We start from the raw sequence: 14,127 nt of genomic DNA, 5'->3' as shown, positions 1-14,127 counted from the left end.
CTGTCAATCCCCATCGGCCGAAACAATGATTAGCATTGGCTGATATTCAACATCTGACTGTTTTATATGTTTTTTTTAAGATTGGTCAATTCCTGGCCAATCTTACGAGAGGGTAACAATGGCTCCGCTTCGCGGATCGTTCACACGCGTTTTCCACCGACTTATCCACAGGGGCTGTGAATATCGTGGTTTATGACGAATTGATGTCGGGCTGAGCTACGTCAAAATGAGACCCCTCCGGCACCGCCCCAACCACCCGTAATGCCTTCCCCCAGCCACGCCGTCAGCGTGCTTCGCGTGGCCGTCGCCGCGCCCTTGGGCGAGCTCCTGGACTACCTCCCGCCGCCGGGCGGCACCGTGCCACCCGGCACCCGGGTGCTGGTGCCACTCGGCCGCGCCCGCCGGGTCGGCATGGTCGTATCCGCCGCGCTGGAAACCACGGTGCCGACGGAGCGCCTCAAGCCCATCGCTGCCGTCATCGACCCGGCCCCGCTCCTGACCCAGGCGGACCTGGATTTTTTGCTCTGGGCGACGGACTACTATCGCGCTGATCCCGGCGAGGCCCTGTTCGGCGCCCTGCCCGTGCGGCTGCGCCAGGCACGAGCGCTGCTCGACGAGCGCCCGCTGGGCTGGCGGGCGGCGGCGGATGTCGCCACCGCCGCCGACGCGCTGCATCGCGCGCCGCGGCAGCGCGAGCTGCTCGCGCTGCTCGCGGCGACGCCGCAAGGCCTCACCGATGCCGAGCTGCATGCCCGCGTGGGCAACTGCGATGGGCCGTTGCGGGCGCTGGCCGCCCGCGGGCTCATCGCGCGCTGCCGGCTGCACGCGGCGCCGCTCGATCCGGTGCCCGCGCCGGCGCGCGACGCGCCGCCGCCCCTGAACGAGCACCAAGCCGCCGCCGTCGCCGCGGTCGCCGCGGGCACCGGCTTCGGCTGCTTCCTGCTCGACGGCGTCACCGGCAGCGGCAAGACCGAGGTCTACCTTGCTCTGATCGAGCGCGCGCTCGCGGCGGGCCGGCAGGTGCTGGTGCTGGTGCCCGAGATCGGCCTGACGCCGCAGTTGCAAGCGCGCTTCGCGCGCCGCGTGCCGGCGGCCATGGTGGTGCTCCACTCGGCCCTCGCCGACACCGAGCGCGAGCGCGCCTGGCGCGCCGCGGCCACCGGCGCGGCGCGGCTCCTGCTCGGCACGCGTTCGGCCGTGTTCACGCCGTTGCCGGAGCTGGGGCTGGTCATCGTCGATGAGGAGCATGACCTGTCGCTCAAGCAGCAGGAGGGCTTTCGCTACTCCGCCCGCGACCTCGCCGTGCGCCGCGCGCAGCAGGCACGCTGCCCCATCGTGCTCGGCTCCGCGACGCCCGCGTTGGAGACGCTGCATAACGCCCGGCTCGGGCGCTACCGGCAGCTCTGCCTGCCCGAGCGCGCCGGCGGTGCCGCGGACCCGGACATCCTGGTGGCGGATATCCGCGCCCAGCCGCTGGAGACGGGGCTGAGTCATGCGTTGCTGACGCGCATGGATCAGGTGCTCGATGCCGGCAACCAGGTGCTGCTGTTTCTGAACCGGCGCGGCTTCTCGCCCGTGCTCACCTGCCACGACTGCGGCTGGATCAGCGAGTGCACGCGCTGCGACGCGCGCCTCACGGTGCATCGCGGCCGTGCGCGCCTGGTCTGTCATCACTGCGGGCTGGAGCAGGCCCAGCCGGTGCAGTGCCCCGACTGCGGCTCGCCGGACCTGCGCCCCCTCGGCCAGGGCACCGAGCGCGTGGAGGACACGCTGCGCCAGCGCTTCCCCGGCTTGCCGCTGGCACGCATCGACCGCGACAGCACCCGCCGCCGGGGCGAGCTGGAGCGGCTCCTGGCCTGTGCGCAGCGGGGCGAGCACCGCATCCTGCTCGGCACCCAGATGCTGGCGAAGGGCCACCACCTGCCCGGCGTCACGCTGGTGGGCATTCTGGACCTGGACCATGGACTCTACGGCAGCGACTTCCGCGCCACCGAACGCATGGCGCAGCTCCTGATCCAGGTTGCCGGCCGCGCCGGCCGCGCCGAGCGCGCCGGCACCGTCCTGTTGCAGACGCGCCACCCGCGGCACCCGCTGCTGGCGCTACTGCTGCGCGAAGGCTACGGCGCCTTCGCCACGGCAGCGCTGCGGGAACGGCTCGAGGCCGGGCTCCCGCCCTTCAGCCACCAGGCCATGCTGCGCGCCGACAGCCCCGAGGAGCAGGCGGCGCTCGACTTCCTCACCGAGGTGCTCGCAGCGGCACGGCCGCTGGCGCCGCCTGAGCTGGAGTTCTGGGGGCCGGCGCCGGCCCAGATGGAGCGCCGCGCCGGGCGCATCCGCGCCCAACTGCTGCTGCAGGCGCCGAGCCGCGCCCTGCTGCAGCGCGTGCTGGCGCTTTTGTTGCCGCGGCTGCGCGCGCTGCGCCGGCCAACGCAGTTGCGCTGGAGCATCGATGTGGACCCGCAGGAGAGCCTGTGAGCGAACGCGTGCAGCTCCGCCGCAACGGTACATTGCCGCCAACGCGCGTTCCGCCGCCGAGCGCGGGCTGCTCTATACTAGGCCGCTGCGAGAAGGCTCGAATTCTCAACACCCCGACCGCGCTACGCCTGCCCGTGAGTCGATCCGGCACGGCAGACGCCGAAGCAAGGCAAGCCATGCTCGCCCGCCATGCAGGGGCGGGCGAATGACGCATTGCACGACACCAGGACCCCTGACCGACACATGCAGTCCGAGCTTCAGAACCTCATCGCCACAGCGCTCGACGAGCTCAAGATCGGCTACGACGCCATTACGGTCGAGCGCACAAAGGATCAGAACCACGGCGACTTCGCCTGCAACATCGCGTTGGTGCTGGCCAAGGGCCTGGGCCTGAAGCCGCGCGATTTGGCGGCGCGCATCGTCGCGAGCATCGAGCTGATTCGCGAGCGCGGTCAGCTCGGCGCAGTCGGCTCGCACATCGCGCGCATGGACATCGCCGGCCCCGGCTTCATCAACTTCCATATCGCCGAGCACGCGTACCGCGCGCTGGTGCCGGAGATCCTGCGCCAAGGCCCCGACTACGGCCGCGCCAAGCTGGGCGCGGGCCGCCGCGTGCAGGTGGAGTTCGTCTCCGCCAACCCCACCGGCCCGCTGCATGTCGGCCACGGCCGCGGTGCGGCCTATGGGGCGGCGGTGGCGGATCTCTTGGAATACGTCGGCTTCGACGTGCACCGCGAGTACTACGTCAACGACGCCGGCCGGCAGATGGACATCCTCGGCACCTCGGTCTGGCTGCGCTACCTGGAGCTGTGCGGCGAGGCGCTCGACTTCCCGAGCAACGGCTACAAGGGCGACTACGTCTGGGACATCGCCGCGACCCTGCACCGCGAGCATGGCGACGCCTATCGCGTGGACATGGACCAGGTGCGGGTCGGGCTGCCCCCGGATGAAGTCACGCCGGGCGACGGCGGCGACAAGGAGGCGCACATCGACGCCCTCATCGGACAGGCCAAGCACCTGCTCGGGGACAACCGCTGGCGCTACGTCTTCGAGCTGGGGCTGAACACCATCCTCGACGACATCCGCGACGACTTGGCGCAGTTCGGCATCACCTATCAGGCGTGGTTCTCGGAGCGCTCGCTGACCGAGTCCGGCGCCGTCAACCGCGCCGTGGAGCGCCTGCGCGAGGCCGGCCACCTGTACGAACAGGCGGGCGCGCTGTGGTTTCGCTCCACGGCCTTCGGCGACGAGAAGGACCGCGTCGTCGTGCGCGAGAACGGCCAGACGACCTACTTCGCGTCGGACATCGCCTACCACATGGACAAGCTCGAGCGCGGCTTCGACCGTGTCATCGACGTCTGGGGCGCGGACCACCACGGCTACGTGCCGCGCGTGAAGGCGGCGCTGTCGGCGCTCGGCGACGACCCGCGCCGGCTCGACGTGCTGCTGGTGCAGTTCGCGGTGCTCTACCGCAGCGGCGAGAAGGTGCAGATGTCCACCCGCTCCGGGGACTTCGTGACCCTGCGGGAGCTGCGCAAAGAGGTCGGCCGCGACGCCGCGCGCTATTTCTACGTCATGCGCCGCTGCGAGCAGCACATGGACTTCGACCTGGATCTCGCGAAGAGCCAGTCCGCCGACAACCCCGTCTACTACGTGCAATACGCCCACGCGCGCGTCGCCAGCGTGCTGCAGCAGGCGGCCGAGCGCGGCATCGCGCTCGAGGTCAGGCCAACGCCCGACGACCCGCGTCTAGCGCGCCTGGTGGAGTCACACGAGATCAGCCTACTCAAGACCCTGGCGCGCTGGCCGGAAGCCGTCGAGAGCGCCGCACTGAGCGAAGAGCCGCACCAGCTCACCCATTATCTGCGCGAGCTGGCCAACGACTTCCACACCTACTACAACGCCCACCAGTTCCTCGTCGACGACGCCGAGCTGCGCGACGCCCGGGTCCAGTTGATCCTGGCGGTGCGGGTCGTGCTTGCGAACGGTCTGAACCTGCTCGGCGTCTCGGCGCCGGATCGGATGTGAGCGAGGCACCCAATGACCCGTGACTATCGCAAGGGAGCACCACCCTCGCGCCGGCGTAAGGAGCCGCGCGGCACCTGCGCGTTCTGGTTTCTTGCCGGCGGGCTCGTCGGCGCCTTCGGCGTCGGCGTCGCCTGGATGCTGAACGAGCAACAGGCCACGGCGCCGCTCGCGGCGGTGGCGACAACAGAGCCCGCTGAGGCGCAGCGGCCGAAGCCCACCTTCGACTTCTACGACATGTTGCCGAAGGAAGAGGTCGTGGTGCCCGCGGAGCGCGTCCCCGAGCCCGTGCCGCTGCCGGCCCCCGGCCAGCAGATGCAGCCGCCGCGGCAGCAGGCCGCGCCCCAAACCGCAAGCGCCACGCCCGCGCCGGTGCCGGAGACCGCGGCGGGCCCGAACAGCTACATTCTCCAGGTCGGCTCCTTCCGCAGCACCGCCGACGCCGAAAAGCTCAAGGCGCAGCTCGCGCTGCTCGGCATCCAGACGTCCATCCAGACCGTCACCATCGACAGCGGCCAGACCTATCACCGCGTGCGCACCGGCGCCTATGCCAAGGCGGATGCCAATGCGCTGCGCTCCAGGCTGCAAGGCAACGGACACAAGCCCATGATGATGCGCGCCCAATGATCCGCCGTCCGACCGCCGCGCCGTCCCAACCCAAGCCGCCTAGGGAACACCCCATGCCCGATACCTGCCAGACCCGACAGCGCCCTGCCCGCTCCGTGCCGGCCCCCGCGGCTGCCGTTGCCCTGCTCGCGCTCGCGCTGCTCGGCGGCTGCGCCGCGGACAACCCCATGCGCGGCGCACTGCGCGACAGCGTCGGCCCCTTGTTCGGCGGCCCTAGCGAGGCGGGCTTCGTGGACCTGGTGGACCAGAACTGTGGCGAGAAGCTCGTCGGCGGCGAGACCGTCGCGACGCTGATGGAGCGCGACACCACCTTCCGCCAGCTCACCTCGCGCCTCTACACCGGTGACATCTCCAAGGACGGCTTCACCAACCAACTGCTGCAGGAATACCCCGCGGCGGATGCCAACATCCCGGCCACGGGCTGCATCGCCCGCGCTCTCGACACCTGCCTCAGCACCCGCTGCGACGGCCGCCCCGCAGCCTCGCCCGATGACATCGCCGCCGAGCAGATGGTCGCCGAACAGGATCTCGGCCTTGAGGAGGTCCCCGCCGCGGACCGCGACGCAGTGGACGCCATGATCGAAGCGGCGGACCGCGAGGCCGCGGGCGAGGTCGTGCCGCTGCCGAGCGAGGTCCCGCCAGCGCCTTGAAGAAGGGCCAAGGGCTGAGGGCCGAGGGGGGCTCCCTCGCCTCAGACCGACGAGTCGCGTGCATCGCTATCGAAATCGGTATCGCAATCGAACCGATTGGCGACCGATCCCGATTTTCGATCCCGAACCCGATTTCGATTTCGACGCAATTGGCCAATCCGACAATTAGGCGCGCACCCAACCCCCTGCCAGCGGCCGCAGGCTCACCTCGCCCGCATGGAAGGCCCGCAGGCCATCGGCCGTCTTGAGCAGCAGCGCCCCGTCGTCTGCGATGCCGGCACAGGTGCCGGTGATCCGTTGCCCCCCCATGAGCAACGCCACCGGCTCGCCCTGATAGGCGTCGAACGCCCGCCACGCCGGCAGTACGGGCGCGAGCCCACCGTCGCCGTAGGCTGCCAGCGCCGCCGACAGCGCCTCGATCAGCCCCGCCGCGAGCCGATTGCGCCCGGGCAGTGCATCACCGAGCACGGCGGCCAGGTCCACCCAGGGCTGGTCGATGGCCGCGGCCTGTTGCTCCCCCAAGCGCCGGTTGAGACCAAGCCCCACGACGACATGGCTCGGCCCGTGGGACTCGCCGGCCACCTCCAACAGCAGCCCGCCGAGCTTGCGCCGCCGCCAGTGCAGATCATTCGGCCACTTGAGCGCGATGTCCGCGACGCCCGCCTGCCGCAGCACCTCGGCCACCGCGACGCCGCAGGCAAGGCTCAAGCCGCCCAGCCCCGCGGGGCCGCCGGGATAGCGCCAAAGCATCGATAAATAGATGTTCTCGCCGAACGGCGACACCCAGTCGCGCCCGCCGCGCCCGCGACCGGCGAGCTGGCGCTCGGCGAGGCAGACCCGCCCGGAGGCTGCGCCGGCGGCAGCGGCCTGCATGAGCCGTGTATTGGTGGAGTCGACGCTGAACAGTACCTCAAGGCCGGCGAGCCGCTGCCGTGCCGGCGCCGACAGCGCCGACGTCATGCTGTCCGCATCCAGCAGCTCCAGCGGCCGTGCCAGCCTGTAGCCCTTGCGGCGCACGGCCGTCAGTTCCAGCCCGAGATCGTCGGCGGCGCGATGCAGCGCCTTCCACACCGCCGCCCGACTGACACCGAGCGCCGCCGCAAGCTCGGCGCCGGAATGCAGCCCGCCGTCCGCGAGCAGCCGCAGCAGCGCGTCGCGACGATCGAGAGTGTCCGTCCCCATGCGCTGCGCCTTGGCCGACCTAGCCGGACCGGCTCAGGCGACGCTCGCGAGCCAGGCCTCGCGACGGGCGAGCACCACCGCCGGCGCCGCGTCGTCGAGGCGGAGCTCGCACACGTCCGCCGGCGCCGGCGCCGGGGTGAGCATGCAGGTCATGAGCTCATCCCGGCGGAAGGCGTGCACCTGCACCGCCCGGCCGATGGGCAGCGCCCGCAGCCGCGCAGCCGCGTTGCCGCTGTCCACGCGCAGACCGTCTACGGCGATGACGACATCGCCGGCGGCAAGCCCCGCCTGCTCCGCCGGCCCGCCGTCCAGCACCACCGCGATCTTGGCCTCGCCCGACGCGAAGCGCAGCCCTGCGTGGCTGACCGGTGCAATGGGCTCGAAGCGCTCGGCGACGTTGCCGAAGTCCTTCGGCCCGCGACTCGGCCGCAGCCGCATCTCGATGCCGACGCTTTGGAACACCGCCGGCAGGTCCAGGTCCTCTGTCCCGTCCAGCGCTTGCGCGAAGAAGCCGGCGAGGTCCAGGCCCGCGATCTCCGCGGCCAGCGCCTCGACGCCGCGCTCCGGCACGCCAACGCCGGTGCGGCCGTGGCGTTCCCAGAGCGCGCGCATCACATCATCTAGGGAGCGGCGGTCGTCGCTGTCGCGGCGGATGGTGAGGTCCAGCGCCAGCGCCGTCATCGCCCCCTTGCCGTAATAGCTGACGATGGCGTTCGGGGCGTTTTCGTCCTGCTTGTAGAACTTGGTCCAGGCATCGAAGCTCGATTCCGCAATGCTCTGTCGGAGCCGGCCGGGGTTGCGCAGCACGCGCGTGATGGTCTCGGCGAGCAGCGCGAGGTAGCCCTTCGCGTCGATGCGGCGGCTGCGCACCAGTGCAAGGTCGTCGTAGTAGGAGGTGATGCCCTCGAAGGCCCACAGCAGCCGCGTGTGCACCTCGCGCTCCAGCCCGCCGTCGATGAAAGCGGCGGGGCGGATGCGCTTCACGTTCCAGAGGTGAAAGTACTCGTGGCTGCAGAGCCCGAGGAGCTTGCGATAGTCGCCGTCGGGCGGGGACTCGACGGGTGCGGCCGTGTCGGCCGCAGCCGCCGCCTCGCCCCGCGGCGCCGGCAGGTCGTCGCGCGAGCAGAGCAGGCTCGATGAGACGCGATGCTCCAGCCCGCCGTAGCCGTCGCCCAGCACCTGGGTCAGGAACAGGTAGCGGTCCACGGGCAGCTCGCCGAACATCGCCGCGTGCTCGGCGCAGATGGGCGCGAGATCCGCGGCCAGGCGCGCGAGGTCCGCGTGCTGCCGGCCGCTCACGGCCATCCAGTGCGGCACGTCGCCGACGCGGAAGGCGACGACGTCGAACCGGCCCATCTCCACCGGGTGGTCGATGAGGTCTGCATAGTCATCGGCCCGGTAGCCGCCGAAGCCCCAGCGTTCGGCACCGTCCGGCGCGAGACTGGTCGCGACCCGCCAATCGGCGCATTCGGGGTCCGGCGGCGGCAGCAGCTCGACGCGGCAGGGCGCGTGGTCGCGTCCGTGCACGCGCAGGAACAGGCTCGGGCCGTTGAAATAGCCGTGCGTGCGGTCGAGGTGCGCCGCGCGCACGGATAGATCCCACGCATAGACCTCGGTGCGGATGCGAAGCGGCTTGTCCGTCGTGCAGACCCGCCAGGTCTGCTTGTCGAGCTTGACCAACGGCACCGGGCCGTCCGGCCCCTCGGCGGCAATGCCGACGATGTTCCGCGCGAAGTCCCGGATCATGTAGCTGCCCGGGATCCACGCCGGCAGCGACAGGGTCAGCTCGCCGCGGCCGGGGTCCGCAATCATCAGCTCGACGCAGAAGATGTGCGCCGCCGGGCGCGACGGGGTGACGTAGTAGGTGATGAGGTCGGTATCGGTCATGGAGGCAGCTCGGCGCTGTCAATTGTTGTGGGAGCGGCTCCAGCCATCACTGGCGGCAGCGAACGCCGGAGTCCGTTTGGCCATGAACCGCGACCCTAGCAGATCAGGACTGCCGACGCGGACTTGACGCTCGTCGGGATTTCGGCCCAAACACACCCAAGTTGCGCCCGCGCTCTGGCAATGACCGGTGTTTTTGTGTCTACAATCAAGCTCACGCCGATCTCTGTCGGCGATCCTCGGACAGCCCCAATTGGCGGATCACCTGGACAAGCCCACCTCGACCCACGAAGCCGCACCGCAAGCGGATACGCGGGCGGCCGAGGGCGACCCGGCATCGGCACCGGGCGCACCGCGGCCCACCGGCCACCGCTGGCTGCGCCGCTTCCTGTTGCCGATGGCCGCCCTACTCGCGCTGATGCTCGCGGTGCCGCCCGTACTGGACGCGTTGGTAACCGAGAGCACGGCCAGGGCCGTGGCCAATGGTATCGAGGACGTGGAGCCAAAACCCGTTGCGCTGCTGCTCGGCACCGCACGGCGCACCCTCGCCGGCAAGCCGAACGCCTTTTATCAAGCCCGCATCGAGGCGGCGGCGGCGCTGTTTCACAGCGGCAAGGTTCAGGGCATCCTGGTCAGCGGCGACAACGCGACGCGCTGGTATAACGAGCCCATCGCGATGCAGAAGGACCTGATTGCCGCCGGCGTGCCGGCGGACTTCATCACGCTGGACTATGCCGGCTTTCGCACCCTCGACTCCGTGGTCCGCGCCAAGGAGGTTTTCGGCCAGCAGCACCTCATCGTCGTGAGCCAGCGCTTCCACGCCGAGCGCGCGATCTTTCTTGCCCGCCATTACGGCATCGACGCGAGCGGCCTCGCCGCCCGCGATCCGGACAACATCGGCATGCTGAGCGTGCGCGCGCGCGAGGTCTTCGCCCGCGTCGCAGCCGTGCTCGACATCGTCACCGGCCGGGCGCCCAAGTTCCTCGGCAAGCCAGAGACCGTGCGCTTGCGCGATCCCATCGCGGACGACGCCGCTTAGGCGATTGCCGGAAAAAAACGTACCGATTGGCGCAGGATTTTCGTCTGCCTTCAAGGAGCGGCAGCGGGTGCATAGTCGAACTATGCACCCGCTGCCGCGACGCAGAAGGCGGGCGAAAAGACAAGCCAGGCGGTATGTTTTTTGACAGAAATCGCCTTAAAGCCTTCCCGCCGCCAACCCCGCCCCTAGCGCGGCTTCGCCTCAGACCGGCGAGTCGCGTTCATCGCTGTCGCTAGCGAGGCGTCGCCTCAGACCGACCCGTGCGCGGAGCGCTGTCTCGCGCAATCCGGTCGTCGCCGCAGGTGAACCGAGGGCCGAGGGCCGAGGAGGGCTCCCTTGGCCCTCGGCCCCCTTGCGCGGCACGGGCCGCCCCTGACCGGCCTTGACCATTGGCGCGGATTGCGCCCACTCAAACGACATTCCCCGCCCCATTGCTCGGTTTTCGCGAACCAATAGGCGGCGTGCAATGGCAATGAGTGCGATCGCTGATGAATCGAAAAGAGCTCGTGAAATCATTTGCCATTTTGCATATCAATCCATATCTTCGACGCCATTGCAGACCCTCGCGGCAGGAATGGATGATCCCGCCAAGCGACAACGCCTGCTGATGGTTCATGCAGAAGCCCCGGCAATGGCCGCCTCCTGCCTGATGCGATTAACGTTAACAAGAGAGGAGCGATCACGTGGACGCCCTGCTGGAATTCTTGCTGCGATTTCTATCGCAGTTGCAGTCACCGACGCTCGGTTTCCTGGTTGGCGGCATGGTCATTGCCGCGCTCGGCAGCCGCCTCGAAATCCCTGACGCGATCTACAAGTTCATTGTTTTCATGCTGCTGGTGAAGATCGGACTAAAAGGCGGCATGAAAATCCGCGAAGCGGAGCTGGGCGAGATGCTGCTGCCGGCGCTGTTCGCCGTGGCCATCGGCGTGCTCATCGTCTTTATCGGACGTTGGACGCTGGCGATGCTGCCGAGCGTCCGCACCGAGGACGGCATCGCCACAGCAGGGTTGTTCGGTGCGGTAAGCGGCTCAACTCTTGCAGCCGCGCTTGCGGTTTTGGAGGCCGAAAACATCCCCTACGAAGCTTGGGCCGCGGCGCTGTATCCGTTCATGGACATCCCGGCCTTGGTCACCGCCATCGTCCTGGCAAACGTCTATCTGACAAAAAAGAGCGGCAGGAAAGGCGAAAAGGTCCAGATCTGGCCCATCATCAAGGAAAGCCTGCAGGGCTCGGCGCTGTCGGCACTGCTGCTAGGCATCGCCCTCGGGATACTCACCAATCCCGCGCCCGTCTACGACAGCTTCTTCGAGCCGCTGTTCCGCGGCCTCCTGTCCGTGCTCATGCTGATTATGGGCATGGAAGCCTGGGCCAGGCTCAATGAGCTCCGCAAGGTGGCACACTGGTATGCGGTGTACGCGGCGCTGGCGCCGCTGACACATGGGCTCATTGCGTTCGGGCTCGGCATGATCGCACACGTGACCACGGGCTTCAGCCCCGGCGGCGTCGTGATCTTGGCCGTCATCGCCGGCTCCAGCTCCGACATCTCCGGGCCGCCGACGCTGCGCGCAGGCATCCCGACGGCCAATCCGTCCGCCTACGTCGGCGCCTCCACCGCGGTCGGCACGCCGGTCGCCATCGCCATCGGCATCCCGCTCTACATCGGGCTCGCGCAGGCGCTGATGGGCAGTTGAACCGAGGGACAAGGGACAAGGGACAAGGGACAAGGGACAAGGGCCGAGGAAGGCTCCCTTGGCCCTTTCTTCCCTCAAGCGAATGCACGACACGAGGGTTTCGCAGTTCGACGCAGCTTGAGCCAAATGTGGTTAGCGGTAGAAGTTCGATCCCGATCCTGATCCCGATCCCGATTTCAACAGGCGTCGGAGGGCCAGCGACCGTTGCAGTACGAAAAAAGCCGGGCCCTATGGCCCGGCTTACTGCGTGCTCGGAAAGATTGCGTGTCAGAACTTGTGCGCGCGCAAGACCTCCACGTCGCAGAGGTAGGCGATGCCGGAATAGTTGTCGAAAAACCTACCGGCCACTTCATCGCAGATCTTGAGCGCCAGCTCGCGACTTGCGGTAAGCACCTCGATCTTCACGTTCGTGAAGGTATCCGATACGGCAGGCTGCCCGGATGAACGCACGTTGCGGCTGCCCTTGCCGCCGGCGGCGACGACGGTATAGCCCGTGGCGCCCGCTGCATCGATGATCTTGGTAATCTCCTTTAGCAGCAATTTCTCGGTGACGATCACGAGCTTGCTGGCCTGCTGGGTCATGACGATTGCCTCTTGCTGGGTTTCACCTGCGCCGGACTCGAGCCGGTGCGCGAGCATGGGAGCGATTGAGGCCTACCATCGGCCCGCGCCTGCGGCCGCCCGGCTATTGCGATACACCAGGGGCCGCAGGTGCAATGGCGCACGGCGGACAGTAGGCACTGTTGGTAGCAAGCTAGCGGGCAAGCCCGGCATCTTCAAGCATCATTTCAATCGCATTCATCATCACGGCAGACGGAAACGCCGATGGTTGCTCCGAAGCCGCGGCCTCTATCCCGCCACGGCTTGATCGGGCGCCGGGCGAATGAGCGATGGCTCATAGGCAGTTGGCGCCGCATAGCCCAGCAGATTCAGCAACGTGGCGGCGATGTTGCTGAGCCCGGGCCGGGCGAGGTCGCGGCGCAGTGCATAACCCGGCGGATTGCGGCCATCGCTGATAACGAAGGGCACCAGGTTCAGCGTATGGCTGGTCTTGGCGATGAGTTTGCCGTTGGCGTCACGCTTGAATGCGGACGTCTTGGCGCTCCATTGCAACATTTCCTCGGCGTTGCCGTGGTCCGCCGTCAGCACCATCACCCCGTTGGCGCTGACGGTGGCCTCGTGGATACGTGCCACCGCGGCATCGACGGCCTCCACCGCACGCACGGCGGCCCTCAGGTTGCCGGTGTGCCCCACCATGTCGCCGTTGGCGAGGTTGACGACGATGAGCCGGGAGTCGCCGCTGCCGACAGCCGTGATGACAGCGTCCGCCACGGCCGCGGCCTGCATTTCGGGGTGCTGCTCGGGGTCGAGCCCGAGAGAGTCCACTTGCTGCACGGTGGCCCGCGGGAACGGCTTGGCGCGCATGCCGAACAGGTAATAGGTCACGTGACCGAACTTGGAGCTCTCGGCGACATGGAAGCTCGGCACGCCGGCGGCGCTCAGCAGCTCGATTAGGGTGTTGTCGATGGGCGGGGGCACCAGCAGGCACTCCTTCGGCAACAGCAGGTCGCCGTCGTATTGGAGCATGCCGACGAAGAGCACGTCCGGGCGCCGCACCCGGTCGAACCAATCAAAGCTGTCCGCCTCGAACGCGGTGGACAGCTCGATGGCGCGGTCACCGCGGAAATTGAACAGCAGCACCGCATCGCCGTCTTCGATGGTGCCGACCGGCGCGCCCGCCCCATCCACGACGACGAAGGGCGGGATGTCCTGATCCGACGACACCGGCGCCGCATAGGCCGCTGCCACGGCCTCCGCGGCGCTTGCGAAGGGCTGCCCCTGACCCAGCACGTGCGCCTTCCAGCCCGCCTCCACCATCTCCGGGTGCTCCCAGTAGCGGTCCATGGTGGTGCGCATGCGCCCGCCGCCGGAGGCGATGCAATAGTCCCGGTCGGTCTTGGCCGACAGCTCCGCCAGCAGCCCCTCCAGTTGGTCCAGATAGCGCAAGGCCGAGTGCGGCTCCACGTCGCGCCCGTCGAGCAGCGGATGCACCCGCAGCCGCGCGACGCCGGCGGCATCGGCCGCGCGCAGCAGCGCGAACAAATGGTCGATGTGCGAGTGCACGTTGCCGTCGGACAACAGCCCGATCAGGTGCAGGGTGCCGGCCCCGGGGCCGGTGCAGCGGGCCATGATGCGCTGCCAGGTCTCGCCGCTGAACAGCGAGCCGTCCGCGATCGCGCGCTGCACCAGGGAGGCGCCCTGCGGCAGCACGCGGCCGGCCCCCATGATGGTGTGGCCGACCTCGGAGTTGCCCATGTCCTTGTCCGTGGGCAGGCCGACCGCGGTACCGTGCGCGGCGAGCTGCAGCGACGCGTGCTCGCGCCAAAGCCGGCGCAGGGTCGGGATCTGCGCTTGCGACACGGCGTTGCCGTCGCTGGGGGCGGCCAGGCCGACGCCGTCCATGATCACCAGGACCACGGGGCCGGCCGGAGGTGTGTAGCTGTCTTGCCACAGTCCGAGTTGTATGGACATCGGTGATTCCTCTCAATTGTCC

The 14,127-nt window shown here is 68.7% G+C and carries 10 protein-coding genes; 6 read left to right on the top strand and 4 right to left on the bottom strand.

Annotated elements, in window-relative coordinates:
- Positions 1-261: 261 nt before the first annotated feature.
- From ML01_RS04570 to ML01_RS04555, 4 genes are all read left to right on the top strand, one after another.
- Positions 262-2,475 carry a primosomal protein N' gene (locus ML01_RS04570; RefSeq protein ID WP_058554221.1) on the top strand — a complete coding sequence of 738 codons (2,214 nt, stop codon included), beginning with the start codon at positions 262-264 and terminating at the stop codon, positions 2,473-2,475.
- Between the two features lie 243 nt (positions 2,476-2,718).
- Positions 2,719-4,503 carry an arginine--tRNA ligase gene (gene argS / locus ML01_RS04565; RefSeq protein ID WP_058554220.1) on the top strand — a complete coding sequence of 595 codons (1,785 nt, stop codon included), beginning with the start codon at positions 2,719-2,721 and terminating at the stop codon, positions 4,501-4,503.
- A gap of 12 nt (positions 4,504-4,515) precedes the next feature.
- Positions 4,516-5,127, top strand: a complete 612-nt coding sequence (locus ML01_RS04560) for an SPOR domain-containing protein (RefSeq protein ID WP_058554219.1) — start codon at positions 4,516-4,518, stop codon at positions 5,125-5,127.
- Between the two features lie 53 nt (positions 5,128-5,180).
- Positions 5,181-5,777 carry a hypothetical protein gene (locus tag ML01_RS04555; RefSeq protein ID WP_058554218.1) on the top strand — a complete coding sequence of 199 codons (597 nt, stop codon included), beginning with the start codon at positions 5,181-5,183 and terminating at the stop codon, positions 5,775-5,777.
- Positions 5,778-5,942: 165 nt separating this feature from the next.
- Here ML01_RS04555 and birA read toward each other — a convergent pair whose 3' ends face one another.
- Both birA and ML01_RS04545 read right to left on the bottom strand, forming a co-directional pair.
- Complete coding sequence (birA, locus tag ML01_RS04550) at positions 5,943-6,959, bottom strand: bifunctional biotin--[acetyl-CoA-carboxylase] ligase/biotin operon repressor BirA (RefSeq protein ID WP_058554217.1); 1,017 nt, start codon at positions 6,957-6,959, stop codon at positions 5,943-5,945.
- 33 nt (positions 6,960-6,992) lie between these two features.
- Entirely contained in the window at positions 6,993-8,846 is a 1,854-nt protein-coding gene (locus ML01_RS04545; RefSeq protein WP_058554216.1) for a M61 family metallopeptidase, read from the bottom strand.
- A 250-nt stretch (positions 8,847-9,096) separates the two neighbouring features.
- Here ML01_RS04545 and ML01_RS04540 point away from each other — a divergent pair, with 250 nt between their 5' ends.
- Together ML01_RS04540 and ML01_RS04535 are read left to right on the top strand one after the other, a co-directional pair.
- A complete protein-coding gene (locus ML01_RS04540; RefSeq protein WP_058554215.1) occupies positions 9,097-9,882 on the top strand; it encodes a vancomycin high temperature exclusion protein in 786 nt (261 codons plus the stop codon).
- 683 nt (positions 9,883-10,565) lie between these two features.
- Positions 10,566-11,573 carry a sodium-dependent bicarbonate transport family permease gene (locus tag ML01_RS04535; RefSeq protein ID WP_058554214.1) on the top strand — a complete coding sequence of 336 codons (1,008 nt, stop codon included), beginning with the start codon at positions 10,566-10,568 and terminating at the stop codon, positions 11,571-11,573.
- Between the two features lie 267 nt (positions 11,574-11,840).
- On the opposite strand, the gene ML01_RS04530 is transcribed toward ML01_RS04535, so the two are convergent.
- On the bottom strand, positions 11,841-12,155 hold the full coding sequence (locus ML01_RS04530; protein WP_058554319.1) for a P-II family nitrogen regulator: 315 nt from the start codon (positions 12,153-12,155) through the stop codon (positions 11,841-11,843).
- Between the two features lie 267 nt (positions 12,156-12,422).
- Positions 12,423-14,105 (bottom strand): 2,3-bisphosphoglycerate-independent phosphoglycerate mutase, encoded by a 1,683-nt coding sequence (gene gpmI / locus ML01_RS04525; protein WP_058554213.1) that lies wholly within the window; start codon positions 14,103-14,105, stop codon positions 12,423-12,425.
- Positions 14,106-14,127: the final 22 nt, after the last annotated feature.

The sequence above is a fragment of the Thiohalocapsa sp. ML1 genome (assembly GCF_001469165.1).
Taxonomy (GTDB): Bacteria; Pseudomonadota; Gammaproteobacteria; order Chromatiales; family Chromatiaceae; genus Thiohalocapsa.
The sequence above is the reverse complement of the archived record's forward strand: the minus strand, read 5'-3'. Positions and strand labels throughout refer to the sequence as shown.